The sequence below is a fragment of the Pseudodonghicola xiamenensis DSM 18339 genome (assembly GCF_000429365.1).
Lineage (GTDB): Bacteria > Pseudomonadota > Alphaproteobacteria > Rhodobacterales > Rhodobacteraceae > Pseudodonghicola > Pseudodonghicola xiamenensis.
Genome location: NZ_AUBS01000005.1, coordinates 195,976 through 218,133 on the forward strand (window position 1 = coordinate 195,976; position 22,158 = coordinate 218,133).

Below are 22,158 nucleotides of genomic sequence, written 5' to 3' on the forward strand. Positions count from 1 at the left end.
TAGCCATCACGGCGTTTCAACATCCCCTCACAAGCTGCGGGTTTATTTTGATTATTTCCTATGATATCTTGGTCGAAACAAATCCACAAACGGGTCGGGATCAACCGGGCCCGACGAGGCAGACAGAGGCAATATCGTGCAGGTCCGGCGTATTCGGTCGGCCCGGTCAGGGCTGAATCTCTTCTTCGCACTCCTTTTGGCGTCGCTTTGGGGCGTGTTACTGGTCACGGCCAGTGCAAACAGGGTGCAGGCAGCCCCCTATGCCGAGGTCGTGATGGACGCCCGTACCGGCGAAATCCTGCAATCCCGCAACGCTGATACCCGGCTGCATCCGGCTTCCCTGACCAAGATGATGACGCTCTACGTCACCTTCGAAGCGGTGCGCAATGGCGAGATCTCCATGGATACGATGGTGCGGGTTTCGTCTCATGCCGCGTCGGAACCCCCGTCCAAACTGGGCCTGAAACCTGGGCAGAAGATCGCGCTGCGCTATCTGGTGCGGGCCGCGGCGGTGAAATCCGCCAATGACGCCGCCACCGCCATCGGCGAGGCGATCAGCGGATCGGAAGACGCCTTCGCCCTCCGGATGACCCGGACCGCTAAGGCCCTGGGCATGAAACGGACCACATTCAAGAACGCCCATGGCCTGACCGAAAACGGCCATCTCTCCACCGCCCGGGACATGACGATCCTGGGGCGGCATCTGCTTTACGATTACCCCGAATATTACAACCTCTTCTCGCGCCGCAGCACCAATGCGGGCATCAAGACGGTGACCTCTCACAACCGGATTCTCGACAGCTATCGCGGCGCCGACGGCATCAAGACCGGCTATACCCGGGCCGCTGGCTTCAACCTCGTGGCCTCGGCCCAACGGGGAAATACGCGCATCATCGCCACAGTTTTCGGCGGCAAATCCTCGACCTGGCGCAATGCCAAGGTGGCCGAGCTTCTGGATGTCGGGTTCCGCCGGGCACCGCGGTCGACACCGCTGCGCAAACCCTCGCCGCCGGCCTATGTCGGCAAGGACACAGGCCCCGCAGGCAAGACCATTCGCGTGAACGGTGCCGTTGTCGCCAGCCTGCGCCCGGTGCCGCGCCCGGGCGGCTCCTCGGCCCCCGCCTCGGCTGAAACCGAACTGGTGGCCCGCGCCGACACCACGCCGGACGCGGATATCATCGCCGCCGCCGTCGCCGAAGCCATCCTGAGCTCGTCGGACGGAGAGGCACCCGCCACGGCACCGCGCCCAGCCATGCGCCCCGAGGATTTGCGCGATGATCTGGTCGTGGCAGATGCCGGAGCCGAACAACTTGAGGTCGTGACCCGCGTATCCACCAACGGTGGCCGGCACTGGGGCATCAACGTCGGCCGCTATTCCAGCCGGTATGACGCTGAAAAAGTACTGCTGCGGACAGCTCTGTCAGAAATGGAAACTCTCGACGGCACCCTGCGCAAGGTGGTTCACAGCCCTCGCGGTTTTGACGCGAATTTCCTTGGCATGAGCGAGGAAACTGCCGATCTGGCCTGCCGCCGCCTGAAGGCGCGCAACGTGACCTGCAATCTGATCGGCCCGACCTGATCGGCCCCAGCAGTTGATCTTTGACAAAGAAGAAAGGAGTGGCCCGGCCACTCCTTTTTTGTTTGCCTGCCGCCCGGCGGTAACCGGCGAGCGCCGAAAGGACGGATTGAATCACGGCCTGGGGTGATCGTCCCATTCATCGCTGAGAATGCGGTGACTATCGCCCTCGGGGTCGTCATACTGGCCGGATCTGACAGTATAGATGAACCCCAGCAGCCCCACACCGCCCAGAAAGAGCGAGATCGGAATCAGGAAAACCAGAACGTCCATCGGCGATTACCTCAGCCTGAGCGCGTTGAGAGAAACGGTGATCGAGGAGGAGGACATCGCCAGCGCGGCCATCAGCGGCGTCGCCAGCCCGGCCACCGCCAGAGGTACGGCGATCAGGTTATAAACCGTGGCAATCCGGAAGTTTTCGCGGATGCGTCGGGTCGCCTTGCGGGCAACGTCACAGGCCTCGGGAATCGGTGCCAGATCCTGCCCCAGAAGCACGATATCCGACGCCACACGCGCCGCATCCAACGCCGAGGCCGGCGAGATCGAGACATGGGCCGCAGCCAGTGCCGCAGTATCGTTCAGCCCGTCGCCCACCATCAGCACCTTTTTGCCCTCTTCCGACAAGCGGACGATACGGGCGGATTTGTCCTGCGGCAGTGCCTCGGCCACCCAGCGGGAAATCCCAAGACGCCGGGCCAGCGCTTCCACCGCCAGCGTGGTGTCCCCCGACATCAGCACCACTTCCGCCCCGGCCTTCTGCAGCGCCGCCACCGCTTCGGTGGCCCCCGGGCGCAGCGCGTCAGAGAAGAAGAACGGCCGCGCCTCCCCCTCCCCCACCGACAGCCAGGCGGCCGTTTGGCTGCCCTGAGCCGCCCCGACCCACGTAGCACGACCAAGACGGACCAGGCGCCCCTGCCATTGACCCTGAGTGCCGTATCCCGGCACTTCAGTCACATCGGTGATCTCGGCGGGAACGATCCCGGCGGCGCGCGCGGCGCGGGTCAGCGCGACGGAAAGCGGATGCGCCGAGACTTCGGCCAGCGCCAGCGCGACGGCAAGATCGGTGCTGGCGTGATCTTGCAGGTTGGTCAGTTCAGGCGTGCCCGCGGTCAGCGTGCCGGTCTTGTCGAAGACCACGGTATCGACCTCGGCCAGCCGCTCCAGCGCGGTGGCATGTTTGATCAGCATCCCCTTGCGGAACAGCCGTCCCGAGGCGGCGGTGGTCACTGCCGGCACCGCGAGCCCAAGCGCGCAGGGGCAGGTGATGATCAGCACCGCAGCGGCGATGTTCAGCGCCGTGCGAACATCCCAAGAATAGAGATACCAGCCCAGAAAGCTGAGCGCCGCGAGGATATGCACCCCCGGCGCATAGAGTTTGGCGGCGCTGTCAGCCAGAGAGGTATAGCGCGAACGGCCCGATTCAGCGATCGCCACCAGATCGGCCATCCGATGCAGCGAGGTATCCTTGCCGACGGCGGTGGCGCGGATCGTCAACGGGCCGGTCAGGTTGACCTCCCCCGCGCTGACCGCAAGCCCCGGCTCGGCGAAGACCGGCAGGGTCTCTCCGGTCAGCAGGGAGCGATCCAGTTCAGACCGGCCCTCGGTGATTTCGCCATCGACCGGCATCCGCGCACCGGGGCGGATACGGATCAGATCGCCGATCCCGAGAGCGGCGACAGCAACCTCTTCCTCTTGCCCATCGCCGGTCAGCCGCAGGGCCCGCGGCACTTCCAGCGCCGAAAGCTCCTCGGCCGCCGATCGGGCGACGGCCCGGGTGCGATAATCGAGGTAACGGCCCGCCAGCAGGAAGAAGGTCAGCGTCAGCGCCGCATCGAAATATGCGTGTTCGCCGGAAAGCGAGGTTTCCCAAAGCGAGGTCACCAACGCCAGGACGATGGCCAGAACGATCGGCACATCCATATTCAGCCGCCCGACCCGCAGCGCGCTCCAGGCATTCACGAAAAAGGGTTTGGCGGCGAAGGCGATGGCCGGCAGGGTGATCGCCGCCGAAATCCAGTGGAACATGTCCCGGGTCGCATCTGTCGCCCCCGACCAGACCGACACCGACAGCAGCATCACATTCATTGAGGCAAAGCCGGCGACTGCGAGGCGCATCAGCAGATCGCGCCCGGCCCTGTCGGTCTGGGTGGCCTGCAACGCACCGGAATCAAGCTCATGCGCCTCGTATCCGACGCCTTCCAGCACCGGGATCAGATCGGCGGCGCGCACCTCCGGATCGGCCTCGATCAGGGCGCGTTTCAGGGTCAGGTTGACCCTCGCCGAATGCACCCCGGGCAGATCGCTCAGCGCATGTTCGACCGTGGTGATGCAGACCTGACAGTGAACCCCAGGCAGCGACAGGGCGATGCGCGCGTCTTTCGGCGCATCCTCTACCGGCCCGACCGGGGCTGCAAGACAGCCCTGGCAGGCGGCGGCCGAAGGGGGGCGAAACTCTGCCGTCATAAGGCGCTCCAAGGGCTCCGAACCGAGGCCGGTTCAGGCGGACCGACCGGAAAAAGACGAGGCGCACCTAGCCTAGCCATTCACGTGAAACACCAGGCGCTGGACGAATTCGGTGCCGTCACGGTCCTGCGCCTTCAGCCGCAGATCCCATTTGCCCGGGCGCAGCTCGGCCGGGGCAACATAGGCAACCCCGTCGAAGTCGAACGCCGGGACGAAATCGTCCTGCCGTTCGGTGGCCCGCCCGATGGTCGCCGCGATCTCGGCTGCGCGAACCGGCGCGCCTGCACCATCGGTGACCGTCATGATCACCAGCCCACCAGCGTAGCGGACATTGACGGTCCAGCCCAAGGCCTCCTGCGCGGCGCGGCGGGTGTTGAACTCCTGACTGGCGACGTAGGAATTCTTGACCTCCAGCCCGGGAAAGGTGCGGATGGCCTTATAGGCCATCCAGATATTGACGCCGATAATCACCGTGAAGGCCCCGACGAAAACCATCAGCGCATGCCGTCCGGTGAATTCCCGTTCTGCCATCTATTAACGCCCCCTGCCGTTAAAGGTACTGTCCTTATAGGCCCGCTCGCCACTGACCAGATCCGCCACCCAGAAGCGCAGCGGCGTTGCCTCGGCCGCAGCCGGTGCAGCCCCCTTGGGCGAGGTCACATAGACCCGCTGCAAATAAGCCGTATCGGCGGGCACCTGGACCTTGCTGCCATCGACACCTTCAAGCTGGATTTGCATCGAGGGATCGCCCACCACCGACAATTCGAACATCCGCGGCTCGCCATGCTTGTTGCGCAGCCGTATATCATAGGTATTGCGAATGGTGCCGTCGGACAGGGTCACATAGGTCGGATTGCGCACCGGCGCGACCGTCAGGTCGATATCGGGCCGGATGAACAACGCGAACAACAGGCCAAAGCCCACCAGTGACCACATCACGGTGTAAAGAATGGTGCGCGGTCGAAGGATATGTTTCCATACGCTGCGCGGCGCCTGACCGGAGCGTTCGTTGTCCTCGTCGCTCAGCGCCATGTAGTCGATCAGCCCGCGTGGTTTGCCGATCTTCGCCATCACATCGTCGCACGCGTCGATGCACAGCGCGCAGGTGATGCAGGCCAGTTGCTGACCGTCGCGGATGTCGATCCCCATCGGACAGACGTTGACGCAGGCATTGCAGTCGATGCAGTCGCCCAGCTGCTCTGCGCCATCGGCCTTGCGGTGCTTGCCACGCGGCTCCCCCCGCCATTCGCGATAGCCGACGACCAGCGTATCCTCGTCCATCATGGCGGCCTGGATGCGCGGCCAGGGGCAGGCATAGATACAGATCTGTTCGCGGGCGAAACCGCCAAAGAAGAAAGTGGTGAAGGTCAGCACCAGCATGGTGGTATAGGCCACCGGATGCGCCTGGCCAGTGACCAGATCGTGCAGCAGGGTCGGCGCATCGGCGAAATAGAACACCCAGGCGCCACCGGTGGCCAGACCAATCAGGAACCAGATCGTCCATTTGGTCAGCCGCAACCGGACCTTGCGGAAATCCAGCTTTTTCTGCCGGTGCAGCCGCAACCGCGCGTTACGATCGCCTTCGACCCAACGCTCAACCAGGATGAAAAGATCGGTCCAGACCGTCTGCGGGCAGGCATAACCGCACCAGACCCGACCGAGCGCCGAGGTGAACAGGAACAGCCCAAGCCCCGCCATGATCAGCAGACCGGCAACGAAATAGAACTCATGCGGCCAGATTTCGATCCAGAAGAAATAGAACCGCCGGTTTGCCAGATCCAGCAACACCGCCTGATCCGGCAGTTCCGGACCACGATCCCATCGGATCCAAGGGGTGAGGTAATAGATCCCCAGCATCAGCGACAACAGCACCCATTTCAGGCTGCGAAACTTGCCGGACACGCGGCGGGGAAAGATCGGCTCCCTGGCGGAATACAAGCTGGGGGCGGGATTGGTTTCGGTCACGTAAGCTCTCCGGCGTCAAGCTCTGGGGTGCACGCCTTGTCCCATTCCGGTGGCCTACACACATTGATTTGAGTCAATCATAGCATTCGACACGCATCTTTGCCCATGTTCCAGTTGACGCAGACACCGCAGTGGCGGGGGCGCTACTGTCCGCCCCCATCCCTCGCCTCGGCCCCGGAGCGCCCTGCCGCGCCCGCCCCTCGCGCCTCCCGGCGAAGCCAGGCGATAAAGGCGCGGGCAGCGGGACGCTGCACCCCCGGGCGGGTGATGATGTGATAATGGCTGTTCTGTCGTGTCGCGAACAGTTCGACCAAGCGGCCTGCGGCGATATCGGCTTCGACGAAAAGCCTCACGATCAGCAACAAGCCCTGCCCGGCACGGGCGCTTTCCAGTGTCAGATTGCCCGGCAATTGCGTGCTGCGCCCGGCCCCGATCCGCGCGCCCTGCTCGGCCAGCCAGGCGCTGGCCTCGGTGGTGCCAAGCTCCTCGATCCAGGGCAGATCGGCCAGATCGGCGGGCGTCGCCACCCGCTGCCCCTGCAAGAGCTGCGGCGCCGCCACGATCGCAAGCGGCGCCGGCAACAGCGGCTCGCTTTCCACCCCTGGCCAGCCCCCTTCGCCATGACGCAGCGCCAGGTCGATCCCTCCGGGCTTTAGGTCGACCAGTTCCGGGGAGGGGTCCACACGCAGGCTGATTTCGGGATGCAGGCGCGAAAACCCGGCCAGCCGCGGCAACAGCCAATAGCCCGCCAGGCTGGGCGTCACGCTGACATGCAATGGCCGATCCGCCGTCTGCGCCGCCAGATCCTGCACCGCGGCCCCGATCGCGCCGAATCCCAGCGCCAGCGCATCAGAAAGCTGCCGCCCCTCTGCCGTCAGCACCATGGCCCGGCCCGAGCGGTCGACAAGCGCGACGCCCAGATGCCCCTCAAGCGCGCGAATTTGCTGGCTTATCGCGGCATGACTGACATTCAATGCGCCCCCCGCCCGCGCCAGGTTGCCGGTTTCGGCAAAGGCGGCAAAGGCCCTGAGGGATGAGAGCGGCGGCAAGGAGAGCCAGTTCATATGTAATCCCAGATTACACGATGGATAGGGAATTGAATGGCATGAAATCCCCCATCAGACAAGAATGACAGGAGATGGAAACCCAAAATAGGAGCGGAACATGTTGGGAATCTATGCCAAAACTTTCATGATTGCGACGCGGGTGAACGCCGACTTCCCCCCTGCGCCAACACGCAAGGTCGAAGCGCCAAGGCCCCGGCGGCGCGGCTGGTTACCCCGGCGTTTCCGGTTGGCGCGGCCCCGTCTCGCCCCAGCGCCCCGCCCGCCAGCACATGCGGCCGAATGACAAAGGGCCCGCCCACAGCGACATCTGTGGACGGGCCCCTGAATCTTGCCTATGAGTTACAATAAATCGGCGCCGGCTTTCCAGGAAACGCGCGAACAGATCGAAAAGCCGGCGCCGCCCCTTTGGGCCACGGAAATGGCCCGCAGGTATTCGTTATCTCAGATCACTCGCCACCGCCCAATTGGTGGACATAGAGCGCGGCAGCGCGGATCTGATCCTCGTTCAGCCGCAACCCCCAGGCCGGCATCACGCCGAAACGGGCATTGGTCACGGTCTCCTTGATGGTGTCGTAATCCCCACCATACAGCCAGATCGCATCGGTCAGGTTCGGCGCCCCCTGCGTCCGGTCGCCGGTGCCGTCGGGCATATGGCAAGACGCACAGTTGTCCTCGAACACCACCTTGCCAGCTGCCACCAGGGACGCATCCATCGGCGTTTCAGACAGCGACATGACAAAGTTCGTGACCTGGTCGATCTCTTCGTCGCTCAGCAGATCGTCGCGACCGAAAGCCGGCATCTGCGAATAACGCGCATCGCCGTCATCCTCGTTCCGCACCCCGTGCGTGACGGTGTAATGGATGCTTTCGATATCCCCGCCCCACAGCCAGTCATCATCCAGCAGGTTGGGATAGCCCTTGGCGCCGGCAGCGCCGGCCCCGTGGCATTGGGCGCACCAGGTCTTGAAGACCGCGGCCCCGGCGGACACTGCATAGCTGTTCAGTTCCGGATCATTCGAGATCTGTGTCAGATCAGCCGCCACCAGCCGCGCATTGATCGCGGCATTGGCCTCGTTGACCGCCTCGATCTCCCGGGCGACATCGGCGCGGGTAGACCAGCCCAGCAGACCGGCCGAGGCGCTCTTGATCCCGGGCCAGGCTGGATAGGCGATGGAATAGCCGATCGCCCAGACGATGCAGGCATAGAAGGTCCACAGCCACCAGCGCGGCATCGGGTTGTCGAATTCCTCGATCCCGTCCCAGTTATGGCCGGTGGTTTGCGGGTCGCCCTTGTGATGTTGGGGTGCCTTGCTCATGTCCGCGCCTCCTTATCCGTCTTATCCGTCGCGGGTTTGTCCTCGTGTCGGAACGGAATATCCGCCGTATCGCGATAGGTCTTGCTGCTGCCCGGGCGGAACACCCAAAAGACCACCCCCACGAAGAAGAAGAAGAGGACCAGCAGCATCCAACTGTCCGCGAATTGCCTCAGAAACGAATAATGATCCATCTCGGCCCTCCTCAGCGGCTTTCGTCAGGCGTGAAGGTCGAGAAATCGACCAAAGTGCCCAGCATCTGCAGATAGGCGATGACCGCATCCATTTCCGATACGCCCGGCTGCCCGTCGAAGTTGCGCACATTCACGCTGTCTTCCCCGTAGCGTTCCAGCAACCCGTCGTAATCGCTATCCGGATCGGCCTGGGCCAGGAAATCGGCCTGACCGCTTGCCAGCATCTCTTCGGTATAGGGGACACCGACGAAGGCATGGCTCTTCATCACGTCCTCGATGTACTGACCTTCGATCATCTTGTGCTTGAGGAAGCCGTATTTCGGCATCACGGATTCCGGCACAACCGATTGCGGGTTGGTCAGGTGGTCGACATGCCATTCATCCGAATAGCGACCCCCAACCCGGGCCAGATCCGGCCCGGTCCGTTTCGACCCCCATTGGAACGGGTGATCGTACATCGATTCAGCCGCTAGGCTGTAATGGCCATAGCGTTCGACCTCGTCCCGCATCGGGCGGATCATCTGGCTGTGGCAGACATAGCAGCCCTCGCGGACGTAGATCTCGCGCCCGGCCAGCTCCAGCGGGGTGTAGGGGCGCATGCCATCCACCTTCTCGATGGTGTTCTGCAGCCAGAACAGCGGCGCGATCTCGACGATGCCGCCGATGGTCACGACCAGAAAGCTGAAGACCAGCAAAAGGGTCGCGTTGGTTTCGATGAACTTGTGCTTTGACAGAATGGACATTGTTCCCTCCTCCCTTATTCGGCGGGAACCGTGACCGCGAGGCTGGCCTCTTTGGCCGGCGCCTTACGAACGGTCATGTACAGGTTATAGACCATGATGAGCGCACCACTCAGGTACATCACCCCACCCAGGCCCCGCACCACATACATCCAGTACTTGGCCGCGACGGTATCGGCGAAGGAGTTCACCAGGAAACCGTTGGCATCCACTTCGCGCCACATCAGGCCTTCCATGATCCCGGACACCCACATCGAGGCGGCGTAGAGCACGATGCCGGCGGTGGCGAGCCAGAAGTGCCAGGACACCATCTGCAGCGAATAGAGCCGCTCACGCTTCCACAGCACCGGCGTCAGGAAATAAAGTGCGCCGAAGGTGATCATGCCGTTCCAGCCCAGAGCGCCGGAATGGACGTGACCAATGGTCCAGTCGGTATAGTGCGACAGAGAGTTCACCGCGCGGATCGACATCATCGGACCTTCGAAGGTGGACATGCCGTAGAAGCCGACCGAGATCACCATCATCCGGATCACCGGATCGGTGCGCAGCTTGTCCCAGGCGCCCGACAGCGTCATCAGACCGTTGATCATGCCACCCCAGGAAGGCATCCACAGCATGATCGAGAACACCATCCCCAGCGTCGAGGCCCAATCCGGCAGCGCGGTGTAGTGCAGGTGGTGCGGACCGGCCCAGATATACAGGAAGATCAGCGCCCAGAAGTGGATGATCGACAGCTTATAGCTGAACACCGGGCGTTCGGCCTGCTTCGGGATGAAATAATACATCATCCCCAGGAAGCCTGCGGTCAGGAAGAAGCCCACCGCATTATGGCCGTACCACCATTGCGTCATGGCGTCCTGAACGCCGCTCATCACCTGCACCGACCGCGATCCCCAGATCGAGATCGGGATCGAGATGTTGTTGACCACATGCAGCATGGCCACGGTGACGATGAAGGACAGATAGAACCAGTTGGCGACGTAGATATGCGGCTCTTTGCGCTTGATGATGGTCCCGAGGAAGACCGCCAGATAGGCAACCCAGACGATCGTCAGCCACAGATCGACATGCCATTCCGGCTCGGCATATTCCTTGGACTGGGTGGCGCCCAGCAGATAACCGGTTGCCGCCAGCACGATGAAGAGCTGATAGCCCCAGAACACGAACCAGGCGAGGTTACCGCCCCAGAGCCGCGCGGCGGAGGTTCGCTGCACCACATAGAACGAAGTGGCGATCAGCGCATTCCCCCCAAAGGCGAAGATCACCGCCGAGGTATGCAGTGGACGCAGCCGCCCGAAGTTGCCATACCCCTGCAGGAATTCGAAATTCAGATGCGGAAAGGCAAGCTGAAAGGCGATGAACGTGCCCGCCAGAAAGCCGACGACGCCCCAGAAGCAGGTGGCGATGACCCCGGCGCGCACGACGCTATCGAAATATTCATTTTGCGGAGCAGCCAGCACCGGTTCCCCGGTCCGCCGCAATGTGAAGAGAAACAGACCGCCGGCCACGAGCATCACAATGATGGCGTGAACCATATAGGCCGTATCTCGCGCATAGTTTGCCGCCATTGCTGCGAACAATGTGACCAGACCAAGCGCAATAAGCTTGATTGTGTTAGACATTCCTCGTCCCTTTGCCTAGTCCCACGCGATTCTGCCGCCGCGTCAGACGGGTTCAGACTACAAGCTTACCTGCAAGATGGCTTTCTTGCACGCTTTGATCTGCGTCAAGACGCCCTTGCCATTTCCGTGGCAGGCATCGAAACTGGGGGTCGAAGGCTGTCCAGACGCTCATTCTGAGAAATGCCCGAATACAACGAGGTTCCAATGGCTTATAAATCCCTGCTGACCGTTCTGACCGATCCGAAGGTGTCAGACGCCACCATGGCGCAGCTTGTTGCCTTGGCCGAGGCGCAGGACGCCCACGCCGAAGCGCTTTGCTTGGGCGTCGACCGTACCCAGACCGGGTACTACTACGCTGGTGCCAATGCGATGATCCTCCAGGAGACCCTGGAACGCGCCAGTGCCGAGGCCGAAGCGACCCTCGCCTACGCGAAAGAAAAGCTTGGCCTGTCCGATGTCCGCTGGTCGGTCGAGGACGGTGTCGCCCAGATCGCCGATCTGGGCCGTCATATCGCTTATCGCGCACGCTTCTCTGATCTGGTGGTGCTGCCGCGCCCCTATGGCGAAGATCGCGGCGCCGAGGCCGAACCGATCGTCGAGGCCGCCTTGTTCGAAGGCCACGCCCCGGTTCTGGTGGTGCCCGACAACAATACGCCCAAAGGCACGTTCTCGAACGTCTTGGTCGCCTGGAACGAAAGCGTCGAGTCGATGGCGGCGATCCGCAAGGCGATGCCCTTCCTGACCGCGGCCGAACAAGTGCGCATCGTGGTGATCGACCCGCCGCAACACGGGCCGGAACGCTCTGATCCGGGCGGGCTGCTGTCGCAGATGCTGGCGCGTCAGGGCGTGACCTGCGAGATCGACGTGCTGAGCAAGACGATGCCGCGGATTTCGGACATCCTGAACCGTCACGCGACCGATACCAGTTCGGACCTGATCGTGATGGGCGCCTATGGCCATTCGCGCTTCCGCGAGGCGATCCTGGGCGGAGCGACCCGAAACATGCTGGAACAGGCCACCGTGCCGGTCTTCATGTCGCGCTGACCTGCCGACCGACGGCATCGGAAAGATTACGCGCCCCGCGGCCTGAGAGCCCCGGGGCGCGCTTTGTCTCTGCACCCCGGTATGTCTTATGTCCGTCGTGACCTTGTAGGCGCGGCGACCTCCATCCCATACAGGCCACCAGCGCCCTGATCGTTCTGGCGGCGCGCCCGATGATCTCATGGGCTGTTCAAGCGGGAGTTCGCGGCAAGGCCCTGCCGCGAACCGCAACGCCAAGCGGCGCGGCGCATCGCACATCCACGAAAGACAGGAAGGCCGTCAGGCCATCAGGCCGCCGTCACTGTCGTCGCCGGCCTCTTCCATCAGCCGGCCCATGTCGGGCACCGTGACGTGGCGCTTGCCCTCGAGCAGGATCACCCCGTCCCGCTTCAGCGCCGACATCTGGCGGCTGACGGTTTCCAGCGTGAGGCCAAGGTAATCCGCCATCGCCTCCCGGGTCAGGGGCAGGTCGAACACCATCGCCCCAGACGGCCCGTTCGGGCTGAGCGAGGCATCGCGGCGGGCAATGATCGACAACAGCGAAGCGATCTTCTCGCGCGCGGTCTTGCGTCCCAGCACCAGCATCCATTCCCGTGCCGCGTCCAGCTCGTCCAATGTCATCTGCAGCAGACGGTGGGCGATATGCGGCGTCCGCGCCATAAGCTGCTCGAAAGGTTTCTTGCGGAAACAGCACATGACCACATCGGTGGTCGCAGTGACATCATAGGCCGATCCGTCGCGCCCTGGGCGGCCGACGAAATCCGATGGCAACAGCAAACCGACCATCTGGGTCCGCCCGTCCTCCATCGTCTGGGTCAGAGAGGCGATGCCGGCAATGACCGAACCGACAAAGGCCATCTTGTCACCCGACCAGATGATGGTCTGTCCAGCCTCGAAAGTCCGGTAATACTTGATGCTCTCAAGCTCATCGAGCTCGTCAATCTCGCAATGCGCACAGACTGCTCGATGCCGGACCGGGCAGTCCGAACAATTGCCGGTGAATGCTTGGCTCTGCACAGACATCTCAGCCCCAGTTGATCTGCGTCAAGGCATGGCGCCTTCGTTCCCCGATAGCTTAGCCACATGTCCGTGAAATCACAATTGGCCGAGCTGGGATTATTTGACGCGCGGGTTCCGCGCTACACCAGCTATCCCACCGCACCGCATTTCAGCGCGGCGGTCGGGCCCGATACCTATGCCAACTGGATCGAGGCGATCCCCGAGCGCGCCTCGATCTCGCTCTATGTCCACGTGCCTTTCTGCCGGCGATTGTGCTGGTTCTGCGCCTGTCGGACCCAGGGCACCCAAAGCGACACCCCAGTCGCGGCCTATGTCGAAACGCTGAAGGCGGAACTGGCGTTGTTGGCCCGCCGATTGCCTGCTGGCGTGACCCTGTCGCGACTGCACTGGGGCGGCGGCACCCCTACCCTGCTGACACCGGCCCTGATGACCGAACTGGCAGAGGCGATCTTCGCCTTGGCCCCGCTTGGTCCGGAGGCCGAATTCTCGGTCGAGATCGACCCGAACGAGATCGACGAGGCGCGGCTCGACGCATTGGCGGCAGCGGGGATGAACCGCGCCTCGATCGGGGTGCAGGACTTCGACGCTGAGATTCAGAAGACCATCGGTCGCATTCAGGGATATGACGTGACACGCCAGGCAGTGGAGATGATCCGCGCTCGGGGCATCTACAGCCTGAACGCCGATATCCTTTTCGGCCTGCCGCATCAAAGCAAGGCGCGGATGACCGAAAGCGTGCAGAAGCTGCTGTCGCTCAACCCCGACCGGGTGGCGTTGTATGGTTATGCGCATGTGCCGTGGATGGCCAAGCGACAGCAACTGATCCCCTCTGATGCCCTACCGACGCCAGAGGCGCGGCTTGAGCTGTTCGATACCGCGCGACGGCTGTTCCTCTGGGACGGCTATGCCGAGATCGGCATCGACCATTTCGCCCGCCCCGAAGACGGGCTGACCCGAGCGCTGAAGGCCGGCACGCTGAAGCGCAACTTCCAGGGCTATACCGACGACCAGGCCGAGGTTCTGATCGGCGTCGGCGCCTCGTCGATTTCGCGCTTTCCACAAGGCTACGCCCAGAACGCACCGGCGACCTCCGCCTATACCGGGGCAATCCGCGAGGGGCGGCTTTCAACCAGCCGGGGACACGCATTCCAGGGAGAGGATCTGATGCGGGGCCGGATGATCGAGATGCTGATGTGCGATCGCCGCATCAACGCCGGAGAGATCAGCGAAGATTTCCATATCTCCGCGCCAGCGCTGCAGGCGATGTTCGAAGAAGTGGCGCAGGCCTTTCCCGGCATGCTGGAAATCGGCCCCGACGCACTGGCGATCCGGCACGAGGCCTATCCGCTGACCCGGATGATCGCCCGCGCCCTCGATGCCTATGATCTGAGCAAGGCCGGCCACAGTTCGGCAATCTGAGGGGCGATATCGCCCCTCGGCAATCCCTCTCAGATCAGCCGGCGGCGGCGATCAGCGCCCGGGTATAGTCGGTTTGCGCATCTTCGAAGATCTGCGCGGCGCTGCCGGCCTCGACCACATCGCCCTGCTTCATCACCATAACCTTATGCGACATCGCCCGCACCACCTTCAGGTCGTGGCTGATGAAGAGATAGGCCAGACCGTATTTGCGCTGTAGACCGCGCAGCAGCTCGACGATCTGCACCTGTACCGTCATGTCGAGCGCCGAGGTCGGCTCGTCCAGCACCAGCAGGCGGGGACGCAGAACCATGGCCCGCGCGATGGCGATCCGCTGCCGCTGCCCGCCGGAGAATTCATGCGGATAACGATCCATCGCCGCCGGATCGAGCCCGGTTTCCCGCATCGCCTCGGCCACCAGATCGCGCGGGGCGCGGTGCGGATCGACCTTGTGGATCGCCAACCCCTCGGCGATGATCTGGGCACAGGTCATCCGAGGGCTGAGGCTGCCGAAGGGATCCTGAAACACGATCTGCATGTCCTTGCGCAGATGCCTGAGCTGCCGGGTGCTATAGCTGCGGATGTCACGGCCCTGAAAGATGATGCCGCCTTCTGACCCGATCAACCGCATCAACGCCAACGCCAGCGTGGTCTTGCCCGAGCCGCTTTCACCGACGATGCCCAGCGTCTCACCTGCCCGCACCGAAAGCGTCGCATCGTTGACCGCGCGCACATGATCCACCGTCTTGCGCATCAACCCGCGCTGGATTGGGAACCAGACCTTGAGGTGATCGGCCTTCAGGATCTCTGCCGCGTCTTCCGCCACCGGTTCGGGTTCACCCGAGGGTTCGGCGGCCAGAAGCTTGCGGGTATAGGGGTGCTGCGGGTTGGAGAAGATCGCCTCGGTCGGGCCTTCCTCGACGATCTCGCCCCCCTTCATCACACAGACCCGATCGGCGATGCGGCGCACGATGCCCAGATCATGGGTGATGAACAACAGCCCCATGCCCTCGCTGTCCTTCAGCTCGGCCAGCAGATCGAGGATCTGCGCTTGGATGGTGACGTCGAGCGCGGTTGTCGGTTCGTCGGCGATCAGGATCTCGGGCTTGTTGGCCAGCGCCATGGCGATCATCACCCGCTGCCGCTGCCCGCCGGAAAGCTGGTGCGGATAGGCGCCCAGCCGGCTTTCGGGATCGCGGATGCCCACCTTGGTCAGCAGTTCCAGAATGCGCGCCCGCGCCGCCTCGCCCGCCAGCCCCTGGTGCAGCGCAATCGATTCCGCCAATTGCTTTTCGATCGTGTGCAGCGGATTGAGCGAGGTCATCGGCTCCTGAAAGATAAAGCTGATGTCATTGCCACGCACCCGGCGCAAATCGGCCTCGGCAGCACCGATCATCTGGGTGCCGCGATAGGTGACCGACCCGGAAACCTCGGCCGTCTCGCCCAAGAGCGACAGGGTGGAAAGCGCCGAAACCGACTTGCCTGAACCGCTTTCGCCGACCAGCGCCACCGTCTCGCCCCGGTCGACAGAGAAGGACACCCCATGCACCGCCTCGATGGTCTCGCCGTCCTGGCGGAAGGCCACGCGCAGGTTCTGAACCTCAAGAACGCTCATAGCCGCGCGACCCCGTTCAGCATGGCAATTCCCCAGACCGCCCCGATCAGAACAAAGCCGGAGGTCAGCCAGCCCGGTTGGCGCCCGGTGGCGCGCATCGCGACCCAGAGCAGGACAGACAGGCTGGTCGGCGCCAGCAGCGTCAGCCAGACGCCGGCCATGCGCCCCAGCGCGGCGAGCGGCGCCGCACCCGAGGTCAGCATGGCGACACCGCTCCACAGCAGCATCAGCGTACAAAGCGCCACGGCGGTGCCGAACAGGCCGTTCAGCCGGCATTGGGCACGGGACGAACAGGTGAAGCCGCTCATGAGAAGGTCTTTCTGGGGTCGAAGGCATCGCGCACGCCCTCGAAGATAAAGACCAGCAGCGACAGCATCAGCGCGAAGACGGTGAAGGCGGTGAAGGCCAGCCAGGGCGCCTGAAGGTTCTGTTTCGCCTGCAACGTCAGCTCGCCCAGCGAGGGGGCCGAGGACGGCAGACCGAAGCCCAGGAAGTCGAGGCTCGCCAGCGATCCGATGGTGCCGGTGACGATGAAGGGCAGCATGGTCAACGTCGCCACCATGGCGTTGGGCAGCATGTGACGGAACATGATGGTCAGGTTGCCGACCCCCAGCGCCTTGGCGGCGCGGACATATTCCAGATTGCGGGCGCGCAGGAACTCAGCCCGCACCACATGCACCAGCGAGGTCCAGGAGAACAACACCATCAGCGCCACCAGCAGCCAGAAGCTGCGGCCCAGGATGGCGAACATGATGATGATGACGTAAAGCGACGGCGTCGCCCCCCAGATCTCGATCAGCCGCTGGAAGATCAGGTCGATCTTGCCGCCGAAGAACCCCTGAATGGCGCCGGCGAAGATACCGACAAGACTGGCGGCGCTGGTCACCATCAGGGTGAAGAGGATCGACAGCCGGAAACCATAGATCACCCGGGCCAGCACGTCGCGCTTGGTGTCATCCGTTCCCAGCCAGTTCTGCCGGTTCGGCGGCAGCGGCGCCGCGCCGGGGCGGTCGACCGTGGTGTTGAAGGAATAGGGGATCGGTGGCCAGATCGCCCAGCCCTTCCGGAACCCTTCGGTGTTTTGGTCGAAGCTGCTGTCCTTGATCGCCGCCATGATCTTTTCGGGTTCGTCAAAACAGTCCTCCACCCCGCCGGAGACGATCAGGCATTGCACCTCGGGATCGCGATAGATCGCCTCGGTCTGGAAATCGCCGCCGAAAGCGGTTTCAGGATAGAAGCGAAAGATCGGCATGTAATAGCCACCGCGATAGTTCACCAGGATCGGCTTGTCGTTGGCCAGAAACTCGGCAAACAGCGACAGACCGAAGAGCACGGCGAAGATCCACAGCGACCAGAAGGCCCGGCGGTTGCGCTTGAAGTTGCGCCAGCGGCGTTGGTTCAGGGGGGAGAGCGCCATTCCTCACCCCTCCCGCTTTTCGAAGTCGATGCGCGGATCGACCAGCACATACATCAGATCACTCAGGATCCCCACCACCAGGCTGAGCAGCCCGAAGATGAAGAGTGTTCCGAAGATCACCGGATAATCCCGCGCCACCGCCGCTTCGAACCCGAGCCGGCCCAGCCCATCGAGCGAGAAGATGGTCTCGATAATCAGCGAACCGGAGAAGAAGACACCGATGAAAACCGCCGGAAAGCCTGCAATCACGATCAGCATCGCATTACGGAACACATGGCCGTAGAGCACCTTGCTTTCGGACAGCCCCTTGGCGCGGGCAGTCATGACATAGTGTTTCTTGATCTCGTCGAGAAAGCTGTTCTTGGTCAGCAATGTCAGCGTCGCAAAGGCGGAAATGGTCAGCGAGACAACCGGCAGGGCGATATGCCAGAAATAATCGACGATTTTTCCCAACAGGCTGAAATCGGACCAATTGTCAGATACCAGCCCCCTGAGCGGAAAGATCTGCCAATAAGACCCACCAGCAAAGAGCACCAGCAACAGAATGGCGAACAGGAACGCCGGGATCGCATAGGCCACGATGATCAGAGCACTGGTCCCGGTGTCGAAACGGCTGCCATCCTTCACCGCCTTGCGGATACCCAGAGGGATCGACACCAGATAGGCGATGATGGTGGACCACAGACCCAGACTGATCGACACCGGCATCTTCTCCAGCACGAGATCGGTCACGCTGATCGACCGAAAATAGCTCTGCCCGAAATCGAGCCGCATGTAATTCCACAACATGTTGAGGAACCGTTCCAGCGGCGGCTTGTCGAAACCGAACTCCTTCTCAAGCTCGGCAATGAACTCTGGCGGCAGACCGCGGGCGCCGACATAGCGTTCGTTCCCCGCCCCTTGGGTATTCACATCGGCGCCGCCGCCGGCAAAGCCCTGGAACACATCGCCGCCGCCTTCCATCTGGGCAATGATCTGCTCCACCGGCCCACCGGGGACAAATTGCACGAGCGTGAAGTTGATGATCATGATGCCCAGCAGCGTCGGGATCACCAACAACAGGCGGCGGAGGATATAGGCTCCCATCGGGGCGGCGGACCTTCTTCAGCTCAGCGCAGCGCGCCGGAGGATTTCAGCTTGGCGGCCTTGTCGGTGTTGATCCACCACAGGTCCTCAAACCCCAGCGCATAGGGCGGCAGATCCGGATACTCGTACATGTCCCAGAAGGCCACCCAATACTTGCCCAGATACCAGGTCGGCACCATGAAGCGTTTCGACCGCAGCACCCGGTCCAAAGCGCGGGCATTGGCCTCAAGATCCTCGCGCGTCTTGGCCTGGACGATATTGTCGATCAGCGCCTCGATATCGGGGCCATGGACGCCAGAGGGGTTGAACACGCTATAGCTCGCTGCCTCTTCGCCATAAAGCTGATAGAGACCGGTCGAAGGCTCCAGCGAACTGGGATAAGCGGCATAGATCATGTCGAAGTCACGCTCGCGCCGACGCAAGGTGAACTGTGCGTCGTCTATGCGGTTATAGCTGGCGTCGATCCCCATGGTGCGCAGGTTTTCCGCGAAGGGCATCACCAGGCGGTCCATCACCGGATCCGCCGACAGGAATTCAATCTTCAGCACCTCGCCCGAGGCGTTGCGGCGGATACCGTCCTGGCCAACCGCCCAGCCGGCATCGTCCAGCAGCTTCATCGCTGCGCGCAGGTTCTTGCGGTCGTTGGGCCGCTCGGCGCGGCTTTCATGCGCCATCACCGGCTCAGACGTCAGGATCGCCGGATCGAGCTTGTCGCCGAGCGCATCGAGCACCTCGCGTTCGCGCCCCTCGGGCAGGCCCTTGGCCTCGAGCGGGCTGTTCTGCCAGAAGGACGACCGGTGCCGGAACAGGCCGTATTGCAGGCTCTCGTTGGTCCATTCGAAGTTATAGGCAAGCTGCACCGCCTCGCGCACTCGGATATCCTGGAACTGCGGTCGGTCCAGGTTCATCACGAAACCGGCGTTGCTGGGGACATTACCGTCCTCAAGCTCACGACGCACCACCCAACCGTTGGAAATCGCCGGAAAGTCATAGGCCGAGGCCCAGCTCTTGGAATTGTTCTCGCGGCGGAAGGTGATCTCACCGGCCTTGAAAGCCTCCAGTGCCGCGATGGAATCCGAGAAATATTCGATCCGGATGGTATCGAAATTGTTCCGGCCCACATTCACATTCAGATGATCGCCCCAGTAATCAGGATTGCGGCGATAGATCACCCGCCGGTTGGTATCATAGCTTTCCAGCACATAGGGCCCCGAGCCGATCCCCGGCACCATCCGCGACTTGTCGAGCCGGCGATGTTCGGGGTCGGCCATGAACCATGCCTTGGAAAACACCGGGGTGCCGCCGACCTGGCTGATCATCGCCCGACGCGGATAATCGGGGCTGAAATAGAATTTCACCCGATGCGGCCCCAGCGCCTCGGCCTTGGGGATGCGCTTGCGCACGGCGTCGGCATAGGACTTCAGCCCCTGATCCAGCAAAAGTTCGTGCGAGAAGACCACATCCTCCGCCGTCACCGGCGTGCCGTCGGAGAACTTCGCCTCGGGGCGCAGGTTGAAGATCACCCAGTCCTGGCTTTCTGGATATTCGAGGCTCTCGGCGAGCAGACCGTAATAGGTTCCCGGTTCGTCATAGGAGGGGGTCAGCAGCGATTCATACTGGTCGCCCGACCGCGCCGCCGCCCGGCCCTGCCGGCTGAACGGATTGAGGCTGTCGAAGGTGCCCTGCGCGGCGTAGGACAGTTCCCCCCCCTTCGGCGCGTCCGGGTTCACATAATCGAAATGCGCGAACCCCTCGGGATATTTCAGGTCGCCGAATTCGGAAAAGCCATGGCTCTTGATGATCTTTTCCTGCTGTGCCGCCAATAGCCCGGTCCAGGCCAGCAGCATCAGAAGGGACAGGGCCAGAACCGGCAAAAGCCGCCCCTCCACACTGCTGACAACGGCCCTTGCGGGCGAAGACACGCGCGTGGCGGCACGGGGTGGGGTCATCTGGCGCTTCCTCCGTTGGGCGGTACTGCGCCACAAGCTAATGGTCTGCGGCAGGAATGTTCAAGTTGAGTTTCCGTGAGTAGGCCGACAGAGGAACGTGAAAACCGCGCCCCGGGGAAAAACCGGGCCGCGGCGTTTTGTCCTTGATGATCGGAACGGGCGCCCTCCGAACCTGTGACGCCCGGGATCACTGCGCCGGGATCACTGCGCCACGCTTTGCAGATAGGCGATCACATTGACCCGGTCGGCCTGCTTCTTGAGGCCGGCAAAGCTCATCGCGGTGCCCGGCACCTCTGCACTCGGCTTGGTCAGGAAATGATCCAGGTTTTCCGGCGTCCAGGCGCCACCATGTTCAGACATCGGCGCCGAATAGCCGAAATCGCTAACCGCAGCGACCTGCCGCCCCACCACGCCATAAAGCGACGGGCCGGTGGAGTTCACGCCCGGTTCAATCTTGTGGCAGGCTTGGCATTTCTTGAACACCTTTGCGCCCTTGCCGACATCGGCGGATGCAAGCATCTCCTCAAAGCTCATTTCCGGGGCAGCTTCGGCGGGCTCGTCGGACGCCGTCTCGATCACGTAGGAAGCAGCGCCATGCGCCTCCGTGTGATAGATTCCCTCGGCCCCCCATTTCGCCAGCAGAAGCACCAGAAAGGCCCCGAGAACACCGGCAGCGGCCTTCGTCACTGTCATTGTGTCAAACATGGTTCTCTTGTCCGTTCTAGCTGTTTATCTAGCTGCGCATTAGCAGATTGTCTAAGGCTTCCCCTTGCGTCTGGCAAGGTATAGAGACCACGACCAACCACCCAATACGCCCCAATGTTGCATGGAAACCAAGGTATGACAAACCGCATCGCCTTTCAGGGAGAGCCCGGCGCCTATAGCCACGAAGCCTGCCGCAAGGCCCGCCCCGACATGGAGGCCCTGCCCTGCCGCACCTTCGAGGACGCGATCGAGGCGGTGAAATCCGGCCGCGCCGATCTGGCAATGCTGCCGGTCGAGAATTCGACCTATGGCCGGGTGGCCGATATCCACACCCTGCTGCCGCGCTCGGGGCTGAAGATCATCGAAGAGGCCTTCGTGCGGGTGCATATCAACCTGCTCGGCCTGCCCGGCACGCAATTGTCCGACATCACCCACGCGATGAGCCACACGGTGCTGCTGGGGCAATGCAAGGAATTCCTGCACGCCCATGACATCCGCCGGATCACCGGCGCCGATACTGCCGGCTCGGCCCGGCAGGTGTCCGAAGAGGGCAATCCCACCACCGCGGCGCTGGCCAGCGAACTGGCGGGCGAGATCTATGGGCTCGACGTGCTGGCACGGCATATCGAGGATCAGTCGAACAACACCACCCGTTTCCTGCTGATGTCGCCCGAGGCCGATTTCTCGCGCCGAGGCAAGCACGGGATGATCACCAGCTTCGTGTTCCAGGTGCGCAACATTCCCGCCGCGCTCTACAAGGCGCTGGGTGGCTTCGCCACCAACGGGATTAACATGACCAAGCTGGAAAGCTATATGGTCGCAGGCTCCTTCACCGCGACGCAGTTCTATGCCGATATCGAAGGCCACCCAGAGGATCCGATGGTCAAGCTGGCGCTGGACGAGCTGGATTATTTCACCACGAATGTCACCATCCTTGGCGTCTACCCGGCGGCAGCCGAACGGGCCTGA

At 62.7% G+C, this 22,158-nt stretch carries 20 protein-coding genes; 4 read left to right on the forward strand and 16 right to left on the reverse strand.

From position 1 onward, the window contains the following. Nucleotides 1–136: 136 nt before the first annotated feature. Nucleotides 137–1,579, forward strand: a complete 1,443-nt coding sequence (locus tag G455_RS0108485) for a D-alanyl-D-alanine carboxypeptidase family protein (RefSeq protein WP_028093308.1) — start codon at nucleotides 137–139, stop codon at nucleotides 1,577–1,579. Between the two features lie 111 nt (nucleotides 1,580–1,690). On the opposite strand, the gene ccoS is transcribed toward G455_RS0108485, so the two are convergent. The 9 genes from ccoS to ccoN all read right to left on the reverse strand — a co-directional run bounded on the left by ccoS (nucleotide 1,691) and on the right by ccoN (nucleotide 10,940). Then, on the reverse strand, nucleotides 1,691–1,849 hold the full coding sequence (gene ccoS, locus G455_RS0108490) for a cbb3-type cytochrome oxidase assembly protein CcoS (RefSeq protein ID WP_028093309.1): 159 nt from the start codon (nucleotides 1,847–1,849) through the stop codon (nucleotides 1,691–1,693). 6 nt (nucleotides 1,850–1,855) lie between these two features. Continuing rightward, nucleotides 1,856–4,039 (reverse strand): heavy metal translocating P-type ATPase, encoded by a 2,184-nt coding sequence (locus G455_RS0108495; RefSeq protein ID WP_028093310.1) that lies wholly within the window; start codon nucleotides 4,037–4,039, stop codon nucleotides 1,856–1,858. A 72-nt stretch (nucleotides 4,040–4,111) separates the two neighbouring features. After that, the gene (locus G455_RS0108500; RefSeq protein WP_028093311.1) at nucleotides 4,112–4,570 is read right to left on the reverse strand and encodes a FixH family protein; all 459 of its coding nucleotides are present in this window, start codon (nucleotides 4,568–4,570) and stop codon (nucleotides 4,112–4,114) included. A gap of 3 nt (nucleotides 4,571–4,573) precedes the next feature. Continuing rightward, a complete protein-coding gene (ccoG, locus tag G455_RS0108505; RefSeq protein ID WP_028093312.1) occupies nucleotides 4,574–6,004 on the reverse strand; it encodes a cytochrome c oxidase accessory protein CcoG in 1,431 nt (476 codons plus the stop codon). 143 nt (nucleotides 6,005–6,147) lie between these two features. After that, a complete protein-coding gene (locus G455_RS23665) occupies nucleotides 6,148–7,068 on the reverse strand; it encodes a LysR family transcriptional regulator (RefSeq protein WP_051312294.1) in 921 nt (306 codons plus the stop codon). Nucleotides 7,069–7,517: 449 nt separating this feature from the next. Next, the gene (gene ccoP, locus G455_RS0108515; RefSeq protein WP_028093313.1) at nucleotides 7,518–8,387 is read right to left on the reverse strand and encodes a cytochrome-c oxidase, cbb3-type subunit III; all 870 of its coding nucleotides are present in this window, start codon (nucleotides 8,385–8,387) and stop codon (nucleotides 7,518–7,520) included. Further along, nucleotides 8,384–8,578 (reverse strand): CcoQ/FixQ family Cbb3-type cytochrome c oxidase assembly chaperone, encoded by a 195-nt coding sequence (locus G455_RS0108520; protein WP_028093314.1) that lies wholly within the window; start codon nucleotides 8,576–8,578, stop codon nucleotides 8,384–8,386. Before G455_RS0108520 ends, ccoP begins: the two co-directional genes overlap by 4 nt. An 11-nt stretch (nucleotides 8,579–8,589) precedes the next feature. Then, nucleotides 8,590–9,321, reverse strand: a complete 732-nt coding sequence (ccoO, locus tag G455_RS0108525; protein WP_028093315.1) for a cytochrome-c oxidase, cbb3-type subunit II — start codon at nucleotides 9,319–9,321, stop codon at nucleotides 8,590–8,592. A gap of 14 nt (nucleotides 9,322–9,335) precedes the next feature. After that, complete coding sequence (gene ccoN / locus G455_RS0108530; RefSeq protein ID WP_028093316.1) at nucleotides 9,336–10,940, reverse strand: cytochrome-c oxidase, cbb3-type subunit I; 1,605 nt, start codon at nucleotides 10,938–10,940, stop codon at nucleotides 9,336–9,338. Between the two features lie 204 nt (nucleotides 10,941–11,144). Between ccoN and G455_RS0108535 the strand changes: the two genes are divergently transcribed. Continuing rightward, nucleotides 11,145–11,984: a universal stress protein gene (locus G455_RS0108535; protein WP_028093317.1), complete on the forward strand. Its 840-nt coding sequence runs from the start codon at nucleotides 11,145–11,147 to the stop codon at nucleotides 11,982–11,984. 276 nt (nucleotides 11,985–12,260) lie between these two features. Here G455_RS0108535 and fnrL read toward each other — a convergent pair whose 3' ends face one another. Beyond that, the gene (gene fnrL / locus G455_RS0108540) at nucleotides 12,261–12,998 is read right to left on the reverse strand and encodes a transcriptional regulator FnrL (RefSeq protein ID WP_407636242.1); all 738 of its coding nucleotides are present in this window, start codon (nucleotides 12,996–12,998) and stop codon (nucleotides 12,261–12,263) included. 66 nt (nucleotides 12,999–13,064) lie between these two features. Here fnrL and hemN point away from each other — a divergent pair, with 66 nt between their 5' ends. Beyond that, nucleotides 13,065–14,420: an oxygen-independent coproporphyrinogen III oxidase gene (hemN, locus tag G455_RS0108545; RefSeq protein ID WP_028093319.1), complete on the forward strand. Its 1,356-nt coding sequence runs from the start codon at nucleotides 13,065–13,067 to the stop codon at nucleotides 14,418–14,420. 34 nt (nucleotides 14,421–14,454) lie between these two features. Here the strand turns inward: hemN and G455_RS0108550 are convergent, their stop codons facing one another. From G455_RS0108550 to G455_RS0108575, 6 genes are all read right to left on the reverse strand, one after another. Beyond that, entirely contained in the window at nucleotides 14,455–16,032 is a 1,578-nt protein-coding gene (locus tag G455_RS0108550) for an ABC transporter ATP-binding protein (protein WP_028093320.1), read from the reverse strand. Continuing rightward, complete coding sequence (locus tag G455_RS0108555) at nucleotides 16,029–16,340, reverse strand: hypothetical protein (RefSeq protein ID WP_028093321.1); 312 nt, start codon at nucleotides 16,338–16,340, stop codon at nucleotides 16,029–16,031. Before G455_RS0108555 ends, G455_RS0108550 begins: the two co-directional genes overlap by 4 nt. After that, nucleotides 16,337–17,449, reverse strand: a complete 1,113-nt coding sequence (locus G455_RS0108560; protein ID WP_028093322.1) for an ABC transporter permease — start codon at nucleotides 17,447–17,449, stop codon at nucleotides 16,337–16,339. The genes G455_RS0108555 and G455_RS0108560 overlap by 4 nt, the downstream gene beginning before the upstream one ends. A gap of 3 nt (nucleotides 17,450–17,452) precedes the next feature. After that, the gene (locus G455_RS0108565) at nucleotides 17,453–18,535 is read right to left on the reverse strand and encodes a microcin C ABC transporter permease YejB (RefSeq protein WP_028093323.1); all 1,083 of its coding nucleotides are present in this window, start codon (nucleotides 18,533–18,535) and stop codon (nucleotides 17,453–17,455) included. Between the two features lie 23 nt (nucleotides 18,536–18,558). Next, entirely contained in the window at nucleotides 18,559–20,484 is a 1,926-nt protein-coding gene (locus tag G455_RS0108570) for an extracellular solute-binding protein (protein ID WP_028093324.1), read from the reverse strand. Between the two features lie 201 nt (nucleotides 20,485–20,685). After that, complete coding sequence (locus G455_RS0108575) at nucleotides 20,686–21,189, reverse strand: c-type cytochrome (RefSeq protein WP_028093325.1); 504 nt, start codon at nucleotides 21,187–21,189, stop codon at nucleotides 20,686–20,688. A 135-nt stretch (nucleotides 21,190–21,324) separates the two neighbouring features. Here G455_RS0108575 and G455_RS0108580 point away from each other — a divergent pair, with 135 nt between their 5' ends. After that, the gene (locus G455_RS0108580) at nucleotides 21,325–22,158 is read left to right on the forward strand and encodes a prephenate dehydratase (RefSeq protein WP_028093326.1); all 834 of its coding nucleotides are present in this window, start codon (nucleotides 21,325–21,327) and stop codon (nucleotides 22,156–22,158) included.

Excerpts from the sequence above, each read along its gene's own strand:
- G455_RS23665 (WP_051312294.1), bottom strand. The coding sequence starts at position 7,068 with ATGAACTGGCTCTCCTTGCCGCCGCTCTCATCCCTCAGGGCCTTTGCC.
- ccoN (WP_028093316.1), bottom strand. The coding sequence starts at position 10,940 with ATGTCTAACACAATCAAGCTTATTGCGCTTGGTCTGGTCACATTGTTC.
- G455_RS0108550 (WP_028093320.1), bottom strand. The coding sequence starts at position 16,032 with ATGAGCGTTCTTGAGGTTCAGAACCTGCGCGTGGCCTTCCGCCAGGAC.
- G455_RS0108500 (WP_028093311.1), bottom strand. The coding sequence starts at position 4,570 with ATGGCAGAACGGGAATTCACCGGACGGCATGCGCTGATGGTTTTCGTC.
- G455_RS0108535 (WP_028093317.1), top strand. The coding sequence starts at position 11,145 with ATGGCTTATAAATCCCTGCTGACCGTTCTGACCGATCCGAAGGTGTCA.
- hemN (WP_028093319.1), top strand. The coding sequence starts at position 13,065 with ATGTCCGTGAAATCACAATTGGCCGAGCTGGGATTATTTGACGCGCGG.
- ccoS (WP_028093309.1), bottom strand. The coding sequence starts at position 1,849 with ATGGACGTTCTGGTTTTCCTGATTCCGATCTCGCTCTTTCTGGGCGGT.
- G455_RS0108570 (WP_028093324.1), bottom strand. The coding sequence starts at position 20,484 with ATGACCCCACCCCGTGCCGCCACGCGCGTGTCTTCGCCCGCAAGGGCC.
- ccoP (WP_028093313.1), bottom strand. The coding sequence starts at position 8,387 with ATGAGCAAGGCACCCCAACATCACAAGGGCGACCCGCAAACCACCGGC.
- G455_RS0108520 (WP_028093314.1), bottom strand. The coding sequence starts at position 8,578 with ATGGATCATTATTCGTTTCTGAGGCAATTCGCGGACAGTTGGATGCTG.
- G455_RS0108495 (WP_028093310.1), bottom strand. The coding sequence starts at position 4,039 with ATGACGGCAGAGTTTCGCCCCCCTTCGGCCGCCGCCTGCCAGGGCTGT.
- G455_RS0108575 (WP_028093325.1), bottom strand. The coding sequence starts at position 21,189 with ATGTTTGACACAATGACAGTGACGAAGGCCGCTGCCGGTGTTCTCGGG.
- G455_RS0108560 (WP_028093322.1), bottom strand. The coding sequence starts at position 17,449 with ATGGCGCTCTCCCCCCTGAACCAACGCCGCTGGCGCAACTTCAAGCGC.
- ccoO (WP_028093315.1), bottom strand. The coding sequence starts at position 9,321 with ATGTCCATTCTGTCAAAGCACAAGTTCATCGAAACCAACGCGACCCTT.
- G455_RS0108555 (WP_028093321.1), bottom strand. The coding sequence starts at position 16,340 with ATGAGCGGCTTCACCTGTTCGTCCCGTGCCCAATGCCGGCTGAACGGC.
- G455_RS0108580 (WP_028093326.1), top strand. The coding sequence starts at position 21,325 with ATGACAAACCGCATCGCCTTTCAGGGAGAGCCCGGCGCCTATAGCCAC.
- G455_RS0108565 (WP_028093323.1), bottom strand. The coding sequence starts at position 18,535 with ATGGGAGCCTATATCCTCCGCCGCCTGTTGTTGGTGATCCCGACGCTG.